At 75.6% G+C, this 19239-nt stretch carries 20 protein-coding genes; 9 read left to right on the forward strand and 11 right to left on the reverse strand.

What is annotated here, in order from left to right; translation table 11 throughout:
* The first annotated feature begins 12 nt into the window (after window positions 1–12).
* Both xylB and HH311_RS14630 read left to right on the forward strand, forming a co-directional pair.
* The gene (gene xylB / locus HH311_RS14625; protein ID WP_169184398.1) at window positions 13–1410 is read left to right on the forward strand and encodes a xylulokinase; all 1398 of its coding nucleotides are present in this window, start codon (window positions 13–15) and stop codon (window positions 1408–1410) included.
* A 14-nt stretch (window positions 1411–1424) separates the two neighbouring features.
* Entirely contained in the window at window positions 1425–2186 is a 762-nt protein-coding gene (locus HH311_RS14630; RefSeq protein ID WP_312030156.1) for a nucleoside phosphorylase, read from the forward strand.
* Here the strand turns inward: HH311_RS14630 and HH311_RS33325 are convergent.
* Window positions 2164–3147, reverse strand: a complete 984-nt coding sequence (locus tag HH311_RS33325; protein ID WP_169184399.1) for a S1 family peptidase — start codon at window positions 3145–3147, stop codon at window positions 2164–2166. The two genes, HH311_RS14630 and HH311_RS33325, sit on opposite strands and share 23 nt — an antisense overlap.
* Window positions 3148–3247: 100 nt before the next feature.
* Window positions 3248–3703, reverse strand: coding sequence for a hypothetical protein (locus HH311_RS14640; protein ID WP_169184400.1), 456 nt, complete (start codon window positions 3701–3703; stop codon window positions 3248–3250).
* 208 nt (window positions 3704–3911) lie between these two features.
* Here HH311_RS14640 and HH311_RS33330 point away from each other — a divergent pair, with 208 nt between their 5' ends.
* Window positions 3912–4535 (forward strand): DUF6542 domain-containing protein, encoded by a 624-nt coding sequence (locus HH311_RS33330; RefSeq protein ID WP_312030157.1) that lies wholly within the window; start codon window positions 3912–3914, stop codon window positions 4533–4535.
* A complete protein-coding gene (locus tag HH311_RS32680; protein WP_282439612.1) occupies window positions 4535–6109 on the forward strand; it encodes an LCP family protein in 1575 nt (524 codons plus the stop codon). The genes HH311_RS33330 and HH311_RS32680 overlap by 1 nt, the downstream gene beginning before the upstream one ends.
* Before the next feature lie 5 nt (window positions 6110–6114).
* Here the strand turns inward: HH311_RS32680 and HH311_RS14655 are convergent, their stop codons facing one another.
* From HH311_RS14655 to HH311_RS14665, 3 genes are all read right to left on the reverse strand, one after another.
* Window positions 6115–6789, reverse strand: a complete 675-nt coding sequence (locus HH311_RS14655; protein ID WP_312030158.1) for a DUF1345 domain-containing protein — start codon at window positions 6787–6789, stop codon at window positions 6115–6117.
* Window positions 6790–6808: 19 nt separating this feature from the next.
* The gene (locus HH311_RS14660; RefSeq protein WP_169184402.1) at window positions 6809–8197 is read right to left on the reverse strand and encodes an MFS transporter; all 1389 of its coding nucleotides are present in this window, start codon (window positions 8195–8197) and stop codon (window positions 6809–6811) included.
* 348 nt (window positions 8198–8545) lie between these two features.
* Complete coding sequence (locus tag HH311_RS14665; protein WP_169184403.1) at window positions 8546–8893, reverse strand: GNAT family N-acetyltransferase; 348 nt, start codon at window positions 8891–8893, stop codon at window positions 8546–8548.
* A 39-nt stretch (window positions 8894–8932) separates the two neighbouring features.
* Between HH311_RS14665 and HH311_RS14670 the strand changes: the two genes are divergently transcribed.
* From HH311_RS14670 to HH311_RS14680, 3 genes are all read left to right on the forward strand, one after another.
* Entirely contained in the window at window positions 8933–9544 is a 612-nt protein-coding gene (locus tag HH311_RS14670; RefSeq protein WP_169184513.1) for a DsbA family protein, read from the forward strand.
* A gap of 42 nt (window positions 9545–9586) precedes the next feature.
* Window positions 9587–10327 carry a class I SAM-dependent methyltransferase gene (locus tag HH311_RS14675; RefSeq protein ID WP_211190260.1) on the forward strand — a complete coding sequence of 247 codons (741 nt, stop codon included), beginning with the start codon at window positions 9587–9589 and terminating at the stop codon, window positions 10325–10327.
* Between the two features lie 172 nt (window positions 10328–10499).
* Window positions 10500–11969, forward strand: a complete 1470-nt coding sequence (locus HH311_RS14680; RefSeq protein ID WP_169184404.1) for a DICT sensory domain-containing protein — start codon at window positions 10500–10502, stop codon at window positions 11967–11969.
* 80 nt (window positions 11970–12049) lie between these two features.
* On the opposite strand, the gene HH311_RS14685 is transcribed toward HH311_RS14680, so the two are convergent.
* The 3 genes from HH311_RS14685 to HH311_RS14695 form a co-directional block, all read right to left on the reverse strand.
* Entirely contained in the window at window positions 12050–13108 is a 1059-nt protein-coding gene (locus HH311_RS14685) for a PIN domain-containing protein (RefSeq protein ID WP_169184405.1), read from the reverse strand.
* 26 nt (window positions 13109–13134) lie between these two features.
* The gene (locus tag HH311_RS14690) at window positions 13135–13626 is read right to left on the reverse strand and encodes a L,D-transpeptidase (RefSeq protein ID WP_312030160.1); all 492 of its coding nucleotides are present in this window, start codon (window positions 13624–13626) and stop codon (window positions 13135–13137) included.
* 371 nt (window positions 13627–13997) lie between these two features.
* Window positions 13998–14246: a hypothetical protein gene (locus HH311_RS14695; protein WP_169184406.1), complete on the reverse strand. Its 249-nt coding sequence runs from the start codon at window positions 14244–14246 to the stop codon at window positions 13998–14000.
* A 193-nt stretch (window positions 14247–14439) separates the two neighbouring features.
* Here HH311_RS14695 and HH311_RS14700 point away from each other — a divergent pair, with 193 nt between their 5' ends.
* Window positions 14440–16107, forward strand: coding sequence for a class I adenylate-forming enzyme family protein (locus HH311_RS14700; protein WP_169184407.1), 1668 nt, complete (start codon window positions 14440–14442; stop codon window positions 16105–16107).
* Window positions 16108–16186: 79 nt separating this feature from the next.
* Window positions 16187–17038: a helix-turn-helix domain-containing protein gene (locus HH311_RS14705; RefSeq protein ID WP_169184408.1), complete on the forward strand. Its 852-nt coding sequence runs from the start codon at window positions 16187–16189 to the stop codon at window positions 17036–17038.
* On the opposite strand, the gene HH311_RS14710 is transcribed toward HH311_RS14705, so the two are convergent.
* From HH311_RS14710 to HH311_RS14720, 3 genes are all read right to left on the reverse strand, one after another.
* A complete protein-coding gene (locus HH311_RS14710; protein WP_169184409.1) occupies window positions 17039–17857 on the reverse strand; it encodes an enoyl-CoA hydratase/isomerase family protein in 819 nt (272 codons plus the stop codon).
* A gap of 49 nt (window positions 17858–17906) precedes the next feature.
* Window positions 17907–18581: a helix-turn-helix domain-containing protein gene (locus HH311_RS14715; RefSeq protein ID WP_169184410.1), complete on the reverse strand. Its 675-nt coding sequence runs from the start codon at window positions 18579–18581 to the stop codon at window positions 17907–17909.
* Window positions 18582–18826: 245 nt separating this feature from the next.
* Window positions 18827–19228, reverse strand: coding sequence for a VOC family protein (locus HH311_RS14720; RefSeq protein ID WP_169184411.1), 402 nt, complete (start codon window positions 19226–19228; stop codon window positions 18827–18829).
* Window positions 19229–19239: the final 11 nt, after the last annotated feature.

Raw genomic sequence — 19239 nt, forward strand, 5'->3', positions numbered from 1 at the left:
ATGATGGGCGGCATGCCCTCCCACGTCGTCGGCGTCGACTCCTCCACCCAGGCCACCAAGGTCGTGGTCGTCGACCCGGCCGACGGGCGTGTCGTCCGGGAGGCCCGCCGCCCGCACCCCGAGGGCACCGAGGTCGACCCGCGGGCCTGGTGGACCGCGCTGTGCGAGGCGCTGGGCGAGGTGGGCACCGACGACGTCGCGGCGATCGCGGTCGCCGGCCAGCAGCACGGGATGGTGCTCTGCGGCGAGGACGGCGAGCCGGTCCGCGACGCGCTGCTGTGGAACGACACCCGTTCCGCCGACGCGGCCACGGACCTGATCACCGAGCTCGGCGGACCGCAGGCCTGGGCCGACGCCGTGGGCACCGTCCCCGTCGCGAGCATCACGGCCACCAAGCTGCGCTGGACCGCGCGCCACGAGCCCGAGGTCGCCGACCGGGCCCGCTCGGTGCTGCTGCCCCACGACTGGCTGACCTGCAAGCTCCGCGGGGACGGCGCCGGCCCGGTGACCGACCGGGGTGACGCGTCGGGCACCGGGTACTGGTCGCCGCGCGAGGGGCGCTACCGGCCCGACCTGCTCGAGCTCGCCTTCGGGCGCACCCCGGACCTCCCGCGCGTGGCCGCCCCCGGGGAGGCGCTCGGGCCGGGCACGGGTCCCGCCGAGGGCCTCGTCGTCGGGCCGGGCACCGGCGACAACATGGCCGCCGCCCTCGCGATCGGGGCCGGCCCGGGCGAGCTGATCGTCTCCATCGGCACCTCGGGCACGGTGTTCGTCGCCGCCGACGAGCCCACCGCAGACGCGTCCGGGCTGGTCGCGGGGTTCGCCGACGCCCGCGGGCACTACCTGCCGCTGGTGTGCACGCTCAACGCCGCCCGGGTCCTGGGCGTCGGGGCTAGCCTGCTCGGCGTGGCCCCCGACGGGTTCGACGACCTGGCGCTGGCGGCCGCGCCGGGCGCGGGCGGGCTGGTGCTCGTGCCCTACCTCGAGGGCGAGCGGACGCCGGACCGGCCGGACGCGACGGGGCACCTGGCCGGGCTGACCGGTGCGAACGGGACCCGGGAGAACCTGGCCCGGGCGACCGTCGAGGGCATGCTCTGCGGGCTCGCGGCGGGGGTCGACGCGCTGGCCGACGTCGGGGTGACCGGCGAGCGGGTGCTGCTCATCGGCGGCGGCAGCCGGTCCCGCGCGGTCGCCGGGATCGCGCCCGCGGTGTTCGGCACCGACGTCGAGGTGCTGGCGCCCGCGGAGTACGTGGCGCTCGGCGCCGCCCGGCAGGCGGCCTGGGCCCTGCACGACGAGGAACCGGCGTGGCGGATCGAGCGCGAGGCCGTCGTCGAGGCGGACGACGAGGCCCGGGAGGCCGCGCGGGCGGTCCGGGCGGCCTACGCGACGGCGAGCCGGGCCGCCTGATCCAGGATGGGCGGGTGACCCTCCCCCTCGCCGAGGACGACCTCGCCGACCCCGGGCTGATCGCGCCGGGCGCCATGCGCACGCACGGATCGGTCCCGCCGGACGTCGTGCTGTGCTTCTTCCCCGAGGTCGTGGCCGGGCTCGCGGAGCACGCCCGGGAGGCCGCGGTCCTGCACTCGGAGAACGGCCGCTCGCCGGTGCTGGTCCTGGACCGCCCCGACGGCACCGAGATCGGCGTCGTGCACCCCGGCGTCGGCGCCCCGATGGCCGCGGTGACGCTGGAGGAGCTGATCGTGCTCGGCGGGCGGCGCTTCACCGCCGTCGGCGGCGCGGGCGTCCTGGTGCCCGAGCTCGTCCTCGGGCACGCCGTCGTCGTCGACTCCGCGCTGCGCGACGAGGGCACGTCGTTCCACTACCTGCCGGCCGGCCGGATCGTGGCGGCCGACCCGGACGGGGTCTCGGCCCTCGTCACCCGGCTGCACGCGGCGGACGTCGCCCACACGGTCGGGCGCACCTGGACCACCGACGCCGTCTACCGCGAGACCCGGGGGCGCACCGACCGGCGCCGCGACGAGGGCTGCCTGACCGTCGAGATGGAGGCCGCGGCGCTGATCGCCGTGGCCCGCTACCGCGGGGTCGCGTTCGCCCAGGTGCTCTTCGCCGGCGACTCGCTCGCCGGCGAGGAGTGGGACCACCGCCGCTGGACCACGGCGCGCGAGGCCCGCCGCGCGCTCGTCGACGTGGTGCTGGGGGTCAGTCCCCCGTCACCAGCGTGAGGCCCATGGCGTCCAGGACCGGCCCGAGCGGCTGGAAGTAGGTCGTGCCGCCGAGGGTGCAGTCCCCGGTGCCGCCGGAGAGAGTGCCCTGGGCCTGGGCGGAGTCGGGGGTGACGAACGGGCCGCCGGAGTCCCCGGGCTCGGCGCAGACGGTGGTCTGGGTGAGGCCGGTGATGACGGTGCCGCTGCCGTAGTTGACGGTGACGTCCGTGGCCGTCACCACGCCGCAGTGGTAGCCGGACGTGGACCCGGAGCGGCACACCTGACTGCCGGTGGGTGCCGCGGTGTCGCCCGCGACGGTCGGCCCGCCCTGGACGCGCCCGCTCCCCCGCCAGGCGGTGGCGTCGGTGACCTGGACGATCCCGAAGTCCTCGCCGGGGTACGCGGTCCGCACGGCGGTGCCGATCGGCCGCCGGTCCGGCCCGGTCCACGTCCGGCCCTCGGCGGTGCAGTGCCCGGCGGTGAGCAGGTAGGTCGTGGCGCCCCGCCGCGCCGAGAAGCCGTCGGAGCAGCGGGTGCCGGTGGTGGTGATCGCGGTGCCCCCCACGAGTGGCCCGGGGGTGCCGGCGAGGGGCCGGACCGGGGCGGACATCGGCTGGAGGCGCACCGCCGTGGGGTCCTGGTCGGCGGCGAAGGCCCGGGCCTCGCGGGAGGCCGGGCCGACGACGGCGACCACGGTCTGGTGGGTGGCCGGGTCCAGCCACCAGGCGCTCACGTCGTCCGGCACCGCCGCCCGGCGGTCGTCGAGACGGTCCTTGGCGGCCCGGCCGGCCCGGGGGTCGACGGTGGCCGACCGGGTCGTCGACCCGGGGCCGGACGGGGGTGGCGGGGTCGGGGTCGCCGCGAGGGCGGGGACGCCCAGCACGAGGACCAGCACGAGGACGCCCAGCACGACGACGCCGGCCAGCGCCGCGAGCACGGCGGCGAGCGCGCGGCTCCGGGCACGACGAGGGGGACGCACGCGCGGGCTCCGTAAGTCATGTGTCTCAAACGGTTAGCCCGTGCAGCCTAGGAGCGCGAGGAGTGATCGACCGGGGCGACGACCCGGAAGGATGACGGCATTACTTGGCGGGCCCCGCGTCGCGCAGCCTGGTCACGGTCAGCCCCTGCGGGTCCTTCGTGGCGACCACGCCGACGCGGTCGTTGACGGCCACCGCCGAGGGCCGGCTCGCCGCCTTCTGCTTGCGGACCTTCGAGCTGGGGCCGAAGCCGTAGGTCGCGGTGTAGCCGTCGGCGCTGCGCACGGTCACCGAGCTCGGCGAGGCGGCGGTGACGACCCCGCGCTGGACGTCGACGGTCCGGTCGCCGCCCCTGCCGCGGAGGACGACCTCGCCGTGCTCGGCGCGGGCGGCGAGCGCCCGCCGGGCCTTCCCCGCGGGGTGCTTCGCCGCCGGGGCCGGGGCGGAGGTGGTGGTCGGCGGGGCGCTGGTGTCCGCGAGCGCGACGGCCGTCCCGCCGCCGGCGAGGGCGACGACGACGGCCGCGACGAGCGCGGGACGGGCCCAGGAGGTGCGCATGGTGGGGTTCCGGTTCCTCTCGACGACGATGCGCGGCGGGAGTGGGCTCCGGCCGTTTTCCGCCGCGCCGGACACCGACCAGGCAACCGCGGCCGGGACGAATGCGCGGGTCCGCCGGCGCGCTGTTCAGGGAATCGTCAGGATCGCGGGGAAATAGTTCCCGCGACGCCGCCGAGGGCCCCGGTGGGCGCTCGGCTATCGTGTCGCCGTGTCCGACCGCTGGGACCCGCGACCGCGTGGGCGAGGGCCGTCGCGGTCCGCCGCGCCCCCGCCCCCGGCGGCACGCCCGCCGTCGGGACCCGACCGGTCCGGGCGCGGACCGTCCCGCTGGTCGAGCGGCTCGTGGGGGCGCGGGCCGGGTCGCGCCGACGGCGGCGGCTCCTCGCGGTCCCCGCGACCTCGGCAGACGGGGACGTTCGCGGTCGGGCCGGGCTACCCATGGCCCGTCGTCGCCATCGGCGCCGTCGTGGTGACCGGGCTGCTCGCGTGGTTGCTGCTGCACCGCGCGGGGCTGCTCGGGCTGATGTTCCCGGTCGGCTACCTCGTGGTGTCGATGCTGGGCGTGGCGATGGTGCGCGCCGAGGCCGTCGTCGTGCCCGCCCTCGCACCGCCGGTCGTCGCGTTCCTCGGACTCGTCATCGCGGCCGTCATCACCGGCGACACCGCGAGCACGACGCTGTTCCTGATCGGTGTGCTCGCACCCCTCGCGGAATTGTTCTGGTGGATGCTCGTGGCGACGCTCGCGTGCGTCGTCGTCGGATTCCTACGATTCCGGCAGATCCGCCCCGGGTGGTCACCGCTCGGTGCCCTGCGCGGGTCGGGGGCGGCCTGATGCCGCCCGGGGACGACCGCCCGGGCGGGTTCCGGATGCCGCGCCGGGGCGACACCCGCCCCGATGCCGGGCGGTCGCCCGCACCCGGTCCGCGCCCCGGTCCCCCGCCCGCCGCACCCCGCCCGGCCGCGCCGCCGCCCGGGCGCCGGCCCGCGCCGCGGCCGGGACCCCCCGCCGGTCCGCCACCCCCCGACGGCGGGCGGCCGGCGCCGCCGCGGCCGCCGTCGGGCCCCCCGCCCGGTGGGCGCCCGGCCCCGAACCCGACCAAGGTCGCGCCCGCCGTCGAGCCCGAGGAGGCGCCGGCGCGGGCCCCCGACCCGGGACCGTCCGGTGGCGCGGGCGCCCGGGCGTTCCTCGACCGCGTCCGGGCGTCGGTGACGACGCGGGTGCTCGTCCTGGTCCTCGCCGCCGCCTCGGTGCTCCTGCTGCTCATCAGCGGGGGCACGGTCCTCGCGGCCCGGTCCATCGACTCCGGGCTGAGCCGGGTCGACGTCATCGGGACCTCGTTCGGCTCGGTGTTCGGCACCGACCAGAACATCCTGCTCGTCGGCCTCGACAGCCGCACCGACAGCTTCGGCAACCCGCTCCCGAAAGACCAGCTCGCGGCCCTGCACGCGGGCGCCAGCGACTCCGGCGGCGACTCGACCGACACGATCATCGTGCTGCACATCCCGGGCGGGGGCGGCCCCGCGACGGGCTTCTCCATCCCGCGCGACTCCTTCGTCGACCTGCCCGGCGGCTTCGGCCAGCACAAGATCAACTCGGCGTACGCGTACGGGTCCAACGCGGCACGCCCCGAGCTGGCCAAGCAGGGGGTCACCGGGAACGACCTCACGGTCCAGGCCGGGGCGGCCGGGGCGAAGACCACCATCGGCGCCGTCGAGTCGCTGACCGGGCTGACCATCACCCACTACGGCGCGGTCAACCTCGCCGGGTTCGCCGACATCAGCCAGGCCATCGGTGGCGTGCCGGTCTGTCTCAACGCGAAGGTGAACGACCCGTTCTCCGGGGCCAAGTTCCCCGCCGGCCAGCAGACGGTCGCCGGCGCGCAGGCGCTCGCGTTCGTGCGCCAGCGCCACGGCCTGCCCGGCGGCGACCTCGACCGCGCCCGCCGGCAGCAGGTGTTCCTCTCGAGCATGGCCCACACCGTGCTGTCCGGGAACACGCTCACCGACTCGACCAAGCGCGACGCGCTCGTGGCCGCGGTGGACAAGGCGATCACGGTCGACCGCTCGCTCGACATCCTGAGCCTGGCCTCGCAGCTGCAGGGCGTGAGCTCCGGGTCGATCGGCTTCCACACCATCCCGATCGTCACCGCGAGCTACGACTCCCCCGACGACGGCGAGGCGGTGAAGGTCGACCCGAAGGCCGTGCAGAAGTACATCTCCGACACGGTGTCCGGGAAGACCGCCTCCACGTCGTCCGGGTCGGGCTCGTCGCAGGCCGCGGGCAGCTCCTCCGGGTCGTCCTCGTCGTCGGCCGCGGCGGCGCCGGCGGCCACGAAGAGCCCCACCCCCGCCGTCCCGGCGTCCGACGCCGGCACCGCCGCCCCGACGGTGCCCTGCGTGAACTGAGGACCTCAGCGCAGCACGTTCACCGCCCTGGCGACGACGAGCGCGACCGTCGCGAGCGACACCGCGGACTGCACGAGCATCGTCAGCTTGGTCCAGCGGGAGAGCGGCATGGTGTCGGTGGGGCTGAAGGCCGTGGCGTTGGTGAACGACACGTAGAGGTAGTCGACGAACGTCGGCTCCCACTCCGGGTCGATGTCCGGGGACTGCATCTGCGGGAAGAGGAGGTCGGGGACGGCGCGGTCGCCCCGGGCCCGGGCGGAGGGCCCGCCGCGGTCGAACTGCCAGTACCAGAGCGCGAACCCGATGACGTTGGTCGCCCAGATCGCGGCGCCGGTCGCGAGCAGCGTGCCGGCGTCGTCGCCGCCCCGCCCGGCGACGAGGTGGTCGATCAGGCGCACCACCGCCGCGCCGTTGGCGACGCTGACGAGGGCGGTCAGGGCCAGGCTCACCGTCCGGCGCCAGCCCGGCTCGTGCTCGAACCGGCCGGGGTTGGCGACCAGGAGGACCGCGAGCACGGCGATCTCCAGCAGCGGCAGCAGCCAGCGCGAGCCGAGCACGACGTCGTCGGGCAGGCTCAGCTGCAGCCCCGCGGCCCCGAGGATCGCGAGCGCCACCGGCCAGCGCCGCTCCTCGGTGGTGGCGCGGCGCCAGGCGGGGAGGGCGGGGTCGATCGAGGTCACGCCCGCCGATCCTGCCCGGTCAGTGGATCTCCTCCAGGACCAGGCCGGTCGAGCGCGGGCCGAGGAGCCCGACGTCGAGACAGAGGACCACGATCAGCACGGCGGACCCGCCGAACACCCAGACCGGCCCCGCGCTCGCGAGCAGCGGCACCGCGATGAACGGCAGCACCGCGGACGTCGCGCGGGACAGCGAGTAGGCCACGCCGCTGGCCGTCGAGCGGATCGCCGTCGGGAAGATCTCGGCCTGGTAGATGTGGAACCCGTTGGAGAAGACGTTGCTCGCGCTGGTGAGCAGGAAGCCCGCGAGGACGATGAGCCACGGCGAGGACGCGGCGGCGAACACGATGCCGAACACGGCGATGGCGAGCGCGGCGGCGATGATCAGGTACTTCCGCTCGAAGCGCTCCACCAGGGGCACGGAGATCAGCGAGCCGATCGGGTAGCCGGCGAAGCTCAGCGCGGCGTAGCCCAGCGAGTCGGTGATGGTGAAGCCCTTGGCGACGAGCACCAGCGGCGCGAGGGTGCCGAAGCCGTAGTAGGCCACCGTCTGGAGGACCTGGAAGACGAACAGCATGATCGTCCGGGTGCGGTAGACGCCGGTGAAGGCGATCTTGAGCACCTCGCCGGTGGTCCTCGCCCGCGGCCCCGTGGTCGGCGGGGCGGCGGCCTGCTCCGGGATGTGGTCGGCGGCCTCCGGCGCCCCGGCCTTCGCGGCGACGCCGCGCACCACCTGCTCGGCCTCCTCGCGGCGTCCCCGGGACTCGAGCCAGCGGGGCGACTCGGGCAGGACCCGCCGCATCCACAGCACGAACAGCGCGCCGAGCGACCCGGCGACCAGCAACCAGCGCCACCCGTCGACGCCGGCGATCGTCTGGGCAGCCACCAGCTTCCCGCCGAGCAGCGCCGCGACCGGCACCCCGAGGAACCCGACGGTGTACGCCCAGGCGATGTAGCGGCCGCGGACCCGGGCCGGGAGGAACTCGGCGAGGTAGGTGTCGACGAGGACCAGCTCGCAGCCCAGCCCGATGCCCGCGAGGAAGCGCAGCACGAGGAAGACCTCGATGTTCGGGGAGAACGCGGCGAGCAGGCTGAACAGCGAGTAGGTCAGCAGGTTGAGGATGAACACCCGGCGCCGGCCGAGCCGATCGGCGGCGATCGAGAGCAGGTTGGCCCCGACGAACATGCCGAGGAACCCGCTCCCGACGACGGCCGCCTTGCCGAGGGAGCCGAGCGCGAACTCCTTGGCGAGGATCGGGGCGAGCACGCCGCCGAGGAACACCTCGTAGAGGTCGAAGAACGACCCGATCCCCACCAGCACGACGATCAGCCGGTGCCAGCGGGAGAGCGGCAGGGTCTCGAGGACCGCGCTCGCGCCCCCGGTGGTCGGTGCTCCCGCGTCGGTCGCCATGGTCCCGCCTCCCGCGCTCGTCCGACTCCGATGTCGTGAGCACGAGAAACTACCCCGGACGTGTGCCCCGCGTCAGCAGGCGACCACGCTCGGTGCTCCGCAGGCCGGGTCTCGGGGCGGGGTCATCTCGTCGAGTGGGCGTGGAGGGCTGTCGGGCCCGCCGTGGGAGCCCACTCGGCGGCCGCGCGGGCCAGTCGGGATCACCGAGTGGGCGTGGAGGGCTGTCGGGCGAGCCATAGGAGCCCACTCGGCGGCCGCGCGGGCCAGTCGGGATCACCGAGTGGGCGCGGAGGGCTGTCGGGCGAGCCATGTGAGCCCACTCGGCGGGCGGGCCGGGCCGGACGTCGGTCAGAGCTCGAACTCGGCCCGTCGGTCCTCGGGCACCAGGTCGACGTACTCCGGGTGCTTGCCGATCCAGCCGCGGATGTACGGGCAGTACGGCAGGACGGCGAGGCCTCGCTCGCGGGCGTCGTCGAGGGCGGCCCGGGCGAGGCGGCCGGCGAGCCCCTGTCCGGCATGGGCGTCGTCGACCACGGTGTGGGTGAACGAGATCGTCGGGCCGCCCGCGCGCCGGTGGTACTCCGCGTAGCCGACCGTCTCCCCCTGGAGGCGGATCTCGTAGCGCTGCCGGCCCTCGACGTCGACGACGTCCGGGTCGCCGGTGCGGCGCTCCGCCTCGGTCGTCTGCTCGGCCATCGACTCCTCCTCGCGTGCGGACGTGCTGCCGGCTCCATGATGCTCGCCGTGGGACCCGACATCCGCCTCTACGCCGACCCGGTCTGCCCGTTCGCGCACCTCGCGCTGCGCTGGCTCGACGAGGTGGCACGGCAGCGGCCGGTCGCGGTCGAGGTCCGCCTCATGAGCCTTGCGATCCTCGGCGAGTCCGATCCGGCCCGCCCCCCGGAGTCGAGCCGTGGGACCGAGAGCGCCTGGCGGCCGGTCCGGGTCGGCGCCGCGGTCGCCCGTCGCGAGGGCCCGGAGGGACTGCGGGCCTTCGTCACCGACTTCGGGACCCGCTACCACCGGGACGGGGTCCGGGGTCGCGACGAGGTCCTCCGGCGCACGCTGGCCGCGCTCGGCCTGGGCGACCTGCACGCCGCGGCGGACTCCGACGAGCTCGACGCGGAGATCCGGCGCGGCCACGCCGAGGGCACGGGACCGGTCGGGCTCGACGTCGGGACCCCCGTGGTCCACGTCGACGACGTCGCCTTCTTCGGACCCGTCCTCGGCGCGGTGCCACGGGGAGGGGACGCCCTCGACGTCCTCGACGGCGCGGTGGCGCTCGCCCGCGAGCCCGCGTTCTGCGAGCTCAAGCGCACCCGGACCGGAGACCTGTCGTTCGACTGACCCCCGCGGTCGCCGCGCGGGTCCGTCCGGGAGGCTGCCGGGGTGACGGCGGCCGGGGACGAGCAGGCACCGCGGGCGGTGCGTGCCCGGTCGTTCGGACGCCTCGCGGCCGACTATGACCGCGTCCGCCCCGGCTACCCGCCCGCTGCCCTGGCAGGCCTGCCCCCGGGCCCGGTCGCCGACGTCGGCGCGGGTACGGGGAAGCTGACCTCCGTGCTGGTGGGGGCGGGCCGGCCGGTCGTCGCGGTGGAGCCCGACCCGGAGATGCGGGCGGTCCTCGAAGGCCGCGCCCTCCCCGGTGTCGAGGTCCGCGCGGGTAGCGGCGAGCGGCTCCCGGTGGCGGACGACACGGTGGCGGCCGTCGTCTACGGCCAGGCGTGGCACTGGGTCGAACCGGTCGCCGCGGCCCGGGAGGCCCGGCGGGTCCTGGCGCCCGGTGGCGCGCTCGCCCTGCTGTGGAACCGGCCCGACTTCTCGGTCGGTTGGGTCGCGGAGCTCAACCGCCTCTCGGGGCAGCCGGACACGACGACGACCGGGCCGCTCCCGGACCTCGACGGCTTCCCCGCACCGACGGTCTTCGAGACGCGGTGGACGCAGGAGCTGCCGCCGGAGGACCTGGTGCTGCTCTTCTCGACCTTCAGCCGCGTGAGCACCCTCCCCCCGCGCCGACGCACCGAGGTCCTCGACATCCTGCGCGACCACCTCGCGCAGGATCCGGCTACGGCGGGCCGGGAGACCGTGGCCTACCCCTACGTCTGCCTGACGCTGCTGACCCGGGCCTGACCGGCGCGGACCCGTCGGGAACACCCCCGCCCGAACCCGTCCACCGACGGGTGACGACCGCTCGGCCGCGTGTGCCCGTCCGGCGGCGTGGGTGCCACCGTCCAGCGGTATTCGAGCGCCGTCGGATCTCGGTCTGCTGGACGCGCCCGACCGGGCTCGAGGGAGGTCAGTCGTGGAAGGTCCGTTGACCCACGCCGCCCGGACGCGTGCCGAGCACGCCTTCGTCGCGACCCTGGGCGACACCACGCGGGTCGCGCAGGACCGGGCCGCCGGGTCGCGCCCGGAGCGGCTGTCCAAGCGCCTGCTCGTCGACATCTCGCACGCGGTGGAGAAGGCCGTGATGGCGGGCCGGGTCGAGCCCCCGACGGTCGTGGTCGCCCTCTTCCAGCGCCTCGCCCACTTCGACCGGGAGCGGGCCGTCTACGAGCGGATGGCACAGGCGGGGGTCACCGTCGTCGTCGGGTTCGTCACCGGGGAGGACCACGAACCGCCCCGCGGGGTCGACGTCGTCGAGCTGACACCCGACGAGCCCATGGCCGACGAGTGGACGGTCGTCGCGCTCGGGCCGCAGGCGGGCGCCTTCCTCGTCGCGACCGACCAGCACGCCTACGACCCGGCGGACCGCGCGGTCGAGCTCAGCCGGGTGTTCGACGGCCGCTGGGGCTTCTCCCGCACCCAGGCGGCGTCCGAGCTCGCCCGCCTGCGGTTCGCGCTCGGCTCCCGCCTCGACCCGGCGGTGGCCCGCACCGTCGACGACCTGCTGGCCCGGACGATGCCCTCGGGCGGCCAGCAGGCCAGCTCGGCCGGCACCCCCGGCGAGACGTGGGCGACGACGTCGCTCTACCACATGATCGACCGTATGCGGGACGCGCACGCGGGCACCCGGGAGCTCCGGGACCAGCTCGCGGACGCCCACGCCGCGGCGGGCACCCGCGCGACGGTGCCGACCGACCCGGCGAGCGGGCTCCCCACCGCCGAGTTCCTCCAGCGCTGGACGCCGCGGGGCGGCCCGGGGGCGCTGCAGGTCGGGCTGGCCCTGTTCGACGTCCCCGCCTTCGACGAGCCCGCCCTGCAGGACCCGCGCGCCGCCTACCACGCCGGGCACCGGGTGGCGGCCGCGCTGAGCGAGCCCCTCGGCCCGGTCGACGTCGCGGTACGTCTGGACGAGCGGACGTTCGTGGTCGTGGTGCCGGGGGCCTCGTCGCGGCACCTCGCCGAGCTGGCGGACCGGATCACCGAGGGGCTCGTGCTCGCCTCCGAGGGCTACCCCGGGGTGCCGCTGGAGGCGCGCATCGCGACGACCACCACGCGCGCCCGGCCCTTCCCGATCGGGGACCTGCACGCGGCCCTGGCCCACGCCGACGACGCCGACGGCCCGGTCGACGCCGGGCCGACGCCCTCGGGCGGGCGCATCGTCGTCGCCCTCGCCGCCGCGGGCCCGGACGACGCCGGCCCGGACGGCGACGGCCCGGACGGCGACGGCCGCCACGTCCGGGCCGTCCCGGAGCCCGCCGCCGATGCGGGCTGGTTCTCGCTCCACGACGACGGCGAGGCCACCGGTCCGCTCCCCCGCCGGGTCGCGCAGGAGACGCTCGGACGCCTCACCGCGTCCTCGGACATCGACGTCTTCGACGAGCGCTGAGGGCGAGCGCTGAGGGCGAGCGCTGAGGGCGAGCGCTGAGGGTGAGCGCTGAACAGGACGCCGGGCCCGGGCCGCCGGCGTCAGGCCGGCTCGAGGCGCCAGTCCCCCGCCGCCGCGTCCCAGGCCATCCGCACCACGCCGCGGGCGCGGGCGGCCTTGGCGAAGCTGAGGAACGAGGCGAACCCGTAGGTCTTCTCCGAGAAGTCCGGGCGCCGCTTGCGGACCCGGTCCTTGAGCCCGGACAGCGGCACCCCGCCGCCCGCCCGGGACTCGTCGCCGACGACCTGGGCGAGCAGCCGGAACGCGTCGTCCTCGGCGGGCTCGTTCTCCGGGAACGAGACCTCGGGGTCCCCGCTCGCCGACCCCGCCGCGAGCTCGACGATCCGCTGGTCCTGCAGGTGGCGCAGCAGCTCCCCGAACCCGCGGAACCCGTGCTCGGCCTCGTCGAACGTCGGGTCCTGCCGCAGGATCGCCCGCTTGAGCCGGGACGCCAGCACCGGCCCGTCGCCGCGCCGGGCCAGCCCGGACAGCGTCCGGGTCACCAGGCGCCCCACGGCCTCGTCGTCGGGGGTGTCCGGGCCCGCCGCGGTCTCCTCGTCGGCGGCCGGCTCCGGCTGCGTGGCCGGCGCCGGCTCGGCGGGCGGCGCCGCGGCGTCGAGGAGCCGGTCGTAGTAGAGGAACTCGTCGCAGGCCGGCGGCAGGAGCCGTGACGTCGACGAGGCGACCCCGATCCCGATGACCCGCTTGTCGAGCTCGCGCAGCTTGTGCACGAGCGGGGTGAAGTCGGAGTCGCCGGTCCCGATGGCGAAGGTCGTGACCCAGGACCGTTCGTAGGCGATCTCGACGGCGTCGACGGCCATCTTGATGTCCGCGGCGTTCTTGCGGGAGCCGCCGAGGCGCTGGGGGATGTCGATCAGCTCGACCTGGGCCCGGGCGAGCAGGCGGCGGTCGTCGTCGAACGACGACCAGTCCGCGTACGCGCGCCGCGCGACCACCCGCCCGCGGACCGCCAGGGCGTCGGCCACCGGCGTCAGGTCGAACGGGCTGACGCCGAGGCCCTCCCGGGCCCCGATCGCGAGGTTCTCGTAGTCGAGCAGGAGCGCGATGCGCTCGTCGCCCTCGTCGGGGTTGCCTGGCATGGCGGAGAGCCTCCCAGGCCCGTCGATCAGCGGAGGATCTGCACCTGGTCGTAGACGTTGAGGTTGTCGAAGAACTTCTCCGAGTCGGCGGCCGAGAGGTGCACGCAGCCGGCGGAGTTCTTCTGCAGGCTGCCCTCGTGGAAGGCGTCGCCGGGCGCGAAGAACACCGAGTTGTTCATCGGCGCGTGGTCGTACTCGTCGCTCTTGTGGTTCTTGTCCTTCCACATGACGCTGAAGGTCCCCGTCGGCGTCGGGTAGCCCGGGCCGCCGGTCGTGATGGCGACCGGTCCGTCGATGACGTGGCCCTTGCCGTCTGTGAGCCAGGCCTTCTTCTGCGAGATCGACACGCAGGCCTTCGCGGTGATCGCGCACGGGGTGGCGCTCTTGGTCGCGGGCGCCGGGGCGGCGGCCGGAGCCGGTGCCGGGGCGGCGGGCGCGGGAGCGGGGGCGGCCAGAGCGGGCACGGCGAGCTGGAGCAGCCCGACGCCCACGGCACCGACGGCGCCGGCGCTGCCCACGCCGAGTCGCAGGCCACGTCCCCCGGATCGGGGACGGGCGCTCGCGTGGTGACGACCCATGGTGTGGCCCTTTCGCGGTCGGTGATGCGCGGGTTCCGGTCTCTCAACGGTCACGGACCGGATTCGTTGCGGTACGACGGCGAGGAGTGTGCACGGCGCGATCACCGGGTCGGGGAGCAGGGGTCACGCCCTGGACCTGCGGATCTCCTCCGAAATCGTCGTCAAGATGACGTACCGGACGAAGCGGACCTAGGCGACGACGCGTGACGACGGGGGCGACACGCCGGGCTTTTCTGAGGACTTCTCATGAATCTCGGCGTGGTCACGATCTGGTCACGATGCTCTGTCGCCCGATCGAGTGGCGCCGTGATTCAGGACACGACGCGCAGGTCCACCCCGCGCCGCGCCGCGCTCTCCCGCGCCGCGGCGACCACCTCGGCGGCCGCGGCGGGCAGCACCTCGCACCCGGGCGAGACGTGCAGCTCCACGTCCAGCCGCGCGCCGACCGCGCGGTCGACGGCGTCGTCGAGGCGCGCCGACAAGGTCGCGGCGTCGGGGAGGTCGCCACGGCCGTCGACCGGCAGGCCGACCCGGCGGGTGGTGATCGCGTCCAGCGTCAAGGCTGCCTCCTCACCGGAGGCGCCCGGCCGGGGCCCCGGGAAGGGTCGGTCACGCGGTCGGGGGTCCGCGGCTCGCGCCGGGGTCCGCGTGCTGATCTCCCGATACCCGATCGTGCGAGGGATCACGCCCGAGATCCGGACACCGTGACGGCACGACCGGCGGGAGCGCCCGATCGGGGTGAGACTGCGGTCCATGGCCGGCGTCGAGGCGGGTCCGACCCGCGGCGAGGTGATCGCGGAGCTCACCGGCGCGGGTGGGCCCGCCGAGCTGGGCGAGGCCGTGGTCCGCGGCGTGCGCCTGCGGGTCCACGTGACGGCGCCGCAGGTCCTCCGCGACCTCCACGACGGCACCGCGGCCTTCGGCGACCGCACCTTCACCGTGTACGACGGCGAGCGGGTCACCTTCGCCGAGCACCGCGCCCGGGTCGCCGCGCTCGCCCGCCGCTACGCCGAGGCCGGGCTGCGCCGGGGCGACCGGGTCGCGATCTGCCTGCGCAACTACCCCGAGTGGGCCCCGCTGTGCTGGGCGGCCTGGGTCTCGGGCCTCGTCGTCGTACCCCTCAACGCCTGGTGGCAGGCGGGGGAGCTCGCGCACGCGGTGGCCGACGCCGGCCCGCGGCTCGTCGTCGCCGACGGCGAGCGGGCGCCGGTGCTGCGGGAGGTGACCCCGCCCGACGTCCCGGTCGTGGTGGTGCGCGGCGAGGGCGGGCCGTCCTTCGCGGACCTCCTCGGCGAGGTGACCGACGACGTGCTGCCGGACGTGGCGCTCGACCCCGAGGACGACGCGTTCATCCTCTACACCTCAGGCACGACGGGGCGACCCAAGGGCGCCGTCGGGACCCATCGCAACCTCTGCACGGACGTCCACAACCGCCGCCTGATCGCGGCCCTCGGCGCGCGGCTCACCGGCACGGCGCCCCCGGCCACGCCCGGCGCGCTGCTGGCGTTCCCGATCTTCCACGTCGCCGGGCTGTGCGCGATGGTGAACGCGACAGCGGCCGGCTCCGTGCTCGCCACGCTCTACCGCTGGGACGCGGCGCAGGCTCTCGAGGTGATCGCCGCGGAGCGGCTCACCTCGCTCGCCGGGGTGCCGACGGTCGCGCGGGATCTCGTGCGGGCGGCCGCCGACACCCCGGGCGCCGACCTGTCCTCCCTGGCGGGCGTCGGCATGGGCGGCGCCCCGATCCCGCCGGAGCTGGTGCGCCGTGTCGCCCCGCTCGGCGCGCCCTCCAACGGGTACGGGCTCACCGAGACCACCGCGGGAATCGCGTTCAACGCCGGCGAGCAGTACCTCGCCTCCCCCGACTCGGTCGGCCGTCCGGTGCCGAGCGCGGACGTGCGGGTGGTCGACCCGGAGACGGGGGCGGATCTCGGCGAGGGCACGGTGGGCGAGCTGTGGTTCCGCGGCCCGAACGTGGTGCGCGGGTACTGGAACGCCCCGGACGCCACCGCGGCCGCGTTCGTCGACGGCTGGTTCCGCACCGGCGACCTCGGCCGCGTCGACGACGGCCTCATCCGGGTGGTCGACCGGCTCAAGGACGTCGTCATCCGCGGCGGCGAGAACGTCTACTGCGCCGCGGTGGAGGCGGAGCTGCTCGAGGTCGACGGCGTGCTCGACGTGGCCGTGGTCGGGGTGCCGCACCCGACGCTCGGCGAGGAGGTCGCGGCCGTCGTCGTGCACGCGCCCGGTGCCGTCCCCGACGGGACGGCCCTGCGCGAGCGGGTCGCCACCCGCATCGCGGCCTTCGCCGCCCCGACCCGGATCACGACCACGACCGAGCCGCTCCCCCGCAACGCCGTCGGGAAGGTCCTCAAGCGCGACCTCCGCGACGCACTGACGCGTCCCCGCGACGACGGCTGACGCGCCGGGTCGTCCTCCCGCGGAGACACGGAGCCGCGGTACCAGGCTCGGGCGCGCGCGGAGGGGCACCCTGGAGGTCGTGACCCGGGGTGACTCGACGGAGCTGGCGGCGGCGCTGCGGCAGTGGCGCGAGCGGTTGACGCCCGCCGACGTCGGGCTGCCCGCCGGCCCCCGTCGTCGCACGCCGGGCCTGCGCCGCGAGGAGGTGGCCCGGCTCGCCGGGGTCTCCGTGGACTACGTGGTGCGCCTCGAGCAGGACCGCGGGCCGCACCCGTCGTCGTCGGTGCTCGGGGCGCTCGCCCGCGCCCTGCGGCTCACGCCGGCCGAGACCGGGCACCTGTTCGACCTCGCCGGCGTGGCCCTCCCCGGGCGCGGGCGGGTGAACGACGTGGTCCGCCCGAGCGTGCTCCGCCTGCTCGACCGGATGTCCGACCTGCCGGCGATGCTCGTCGACGCCCGCCGGAGCCTGCTCGCGTGGAACCCGCTGGCCGACGCCCTCATGGGTGACCTCTCGACGATCCCGCGGGACCGCCGCAACCTGCTCTGGATGCGGTTCGGGCCGCCGATGCCCGACCACCCGCTGGTCACCGACGAGCACGGCGACCGCGAGCGCCTCGACCGCGCGGCGGTCGCGGGCGCCCGCGCCGCGCTCGCCCGCTACCCCGACGACGAGGTGCTCCGGGGCACCGTCGACACCCTGCTGCGCTTCAGCGAGCTCTTCGCGCGACTGTGGGCCGAGCGGCCGGTCGACGACCGCCGGGTGGACCGGAAGTCCTACGACGTCCGCGGCATCGGCCGGATCACCCTCGACTGCGACCAGCTCGCCGTCCCCGACGACGACCAGCTGCTCATCGTCTACTCGGCCGCACCGGGCAGCCCGGACGCCGAGAAGCTCGACCTGCTGCGGGTGGTGGGGCTGCAGGCGGTGTGATCACCGGCCGTGGAAGACCGGCTTCTGCTTGGCCAGGAACGCCTCCACGGCGTCGCGGTGGTCCTGCGTCGCGCCGAGGCGGACCTGGGCGGCCGCCTCGTGCTCGAGCACCGTGGGCAGCGACGCCACGGTGCCGAGCGCCACGGCCCGCTTGATCTCGGCGTAGGCCCGCGTCGGACCGGCGGCCAGGCGGCGCGCCAGCGCGAGGGCGGCCTCCTCGGTGGCCTCGGCGTCGGGCGCGACCTCCCGGACGATGCCCCAGTCGTGCGCCTGCTCCGCGGTGAACGTGTCGCCGAGCATGAGCAGCTCGGTGGCCCGCGACGAGCCGACACAGTGCGCGAGCGTGGCCGAGAGCCCGGAGTCTCCGGTGAAGCCGATGCCCGAGAAGGCCGTCGCGAACTTCGTGCCGGCGGCGGCCACCCGCAGGTCGCACGCCAGGACGAAGCCGAGCCCGGCGCCGACCGCCGTCCCCGTGATCGCGGCGACCACCGGCTTCGCCATCGTGGCGAGCGAGGTGGCGATCGGGTTGTAGTGCTCGGTGACGGTGGACAGCGCCGACCCGCTGCCGCCCGCGCGCAGGTGCTCGGCGTGCTCGCGCAGGTCCTGGCCGACGCAGAACGCCGGGCCGCTGGAGGCGAGGACGACGGCCCGCGCGGAGTCGTCCTGGGCGACCTCGGCGAGAGCGTCGCGGAGCGCGACCTTGAGCTCCTCGGTCAGCGCGTTGCGCGTGGCCGGCCGGTTGAGCCGCACCGTGGTGACGGCTTCGGCATCGTCGCGCACGACGAGGACGGGCGGGTCGGTCGGGGCGGCGCTGCTCATGGGGTGATCGTGGCACGCCTCCCCGACACCGGCCGGGGTCCGGCGCGGCTCAGCCGGCCGCCGGCTGCGGGGCGTGCACCGGCTCGGGCATCGGGAAGAGGTCCAGCAACCGCTCTACCGCCGCGCGGTCGCCGGACAGGGTGAGCACGCCGTCGGAGATCGCCGAGTCGAGCGGGTGCCCGGTGTAGAGAACGGCCGCCCACACCTCCGGCGCGGCGACGGTGACGGTCGCGTCGGCCGCCGTCTCGCCCCGCTCCATCGTGAAGCCGCCGTCGTGGACGCGGGCGACGAACGGCTGCTCCGCGAGCACGAACTGCACCACCTCGTCGACGCCCTCGGCCTTCTCCGCCGAGAACATCGTGCGCATCGAGAGCACCAGGGAGTCCACGCCGATGTGCTCGGCCTCCGGGAGCGACCGCGAGGCCCAGCGCCCGAGCGTCTGCAGCACCGGCTCCAGCTCGGCGCCCCACTCGGTGAGCTCGTACACCGCGGACGCGGCGGGCGGCGGGAGCCGGCGGCGCCGCAGCACGCCCGCGTCCTCGAGCTCGCGCAGCCGCTGGGACAGCACGTTCGGGCTCGCGTGCGGGAGGCCGGTGCGCAGGTCGGTGAAGCGCTTCGGGCCGAGGAGCAGCTCGCGGACCACCAGCAGCGCCCACCGCTCCCCCACGAGGTCGAGGGCGTGGGCCGCCGCACAGCCGTCGAAGTAGTCGCGCCGTGGTGCCATGCGCGTGACGGTACCCCGGACCGACCGAAGAGTCACTTTGTAGGACCGTGAGTCGCCTCATCAGGAGGCGTCGTCCGAGGTCGGACCATTGTCGAGCGATGGGCACCTTCGCTCGAATAGATCGGCCAGGAGCGCCCTCCGCCGGAACGCTGAGGCGCAGGCCGCCACGAGCGAAGGGCACCTTCGCTCGACTAGATCGAGCGACGGTGCCCTTCGGTCGACGGCGGCTCAGGGACGGGCGCGGCTCAGGTACCGGGCGCGATGAAGAACTCGAGCGCGACGCCGTCCGGGTCACGGAACGAGATGCCCGAGCCGTAGTGGGCCTTCTTGATCCCGCCGTGCTCGATGCCCAGCTCGTCCAGGCGCTTGCCCCACGACTCGAGCGACGCCGAGTCGGGCAGCGCGAACCCGACGTGGTCCAGGCCCGTGCGGCGCTCGTCGAACGCGTCCTTCGCCTCCCGGCCGTGGTGGGTGTGCAGGCCGAAGAGCTGCCCACCCTCGAGGGCGTAGACGGTGTGGTGGAACTCGCCGCCCTCCTCGTCCTCGTCGAGCACCGGGTCGGTCCCGAAGAGCCGCGAGTACCACTCGGTGGAGCGCTGCAGGTCCGAGACGGTGATGGCGACGTGCTGCAGACCGGGGAAGGTCATCGGGCGGCTCC

It is taken from the genome of Actinomycetospora sp. TBRC 11914, assembly GCF_012933465.1.
In the GTDB taxonomy this organism is placed as follows: Bacteria; Actinomycetota; Actinomycetes; order Mycobacteriales; family Pseudonocardiaceae; genus Actinomycetospora.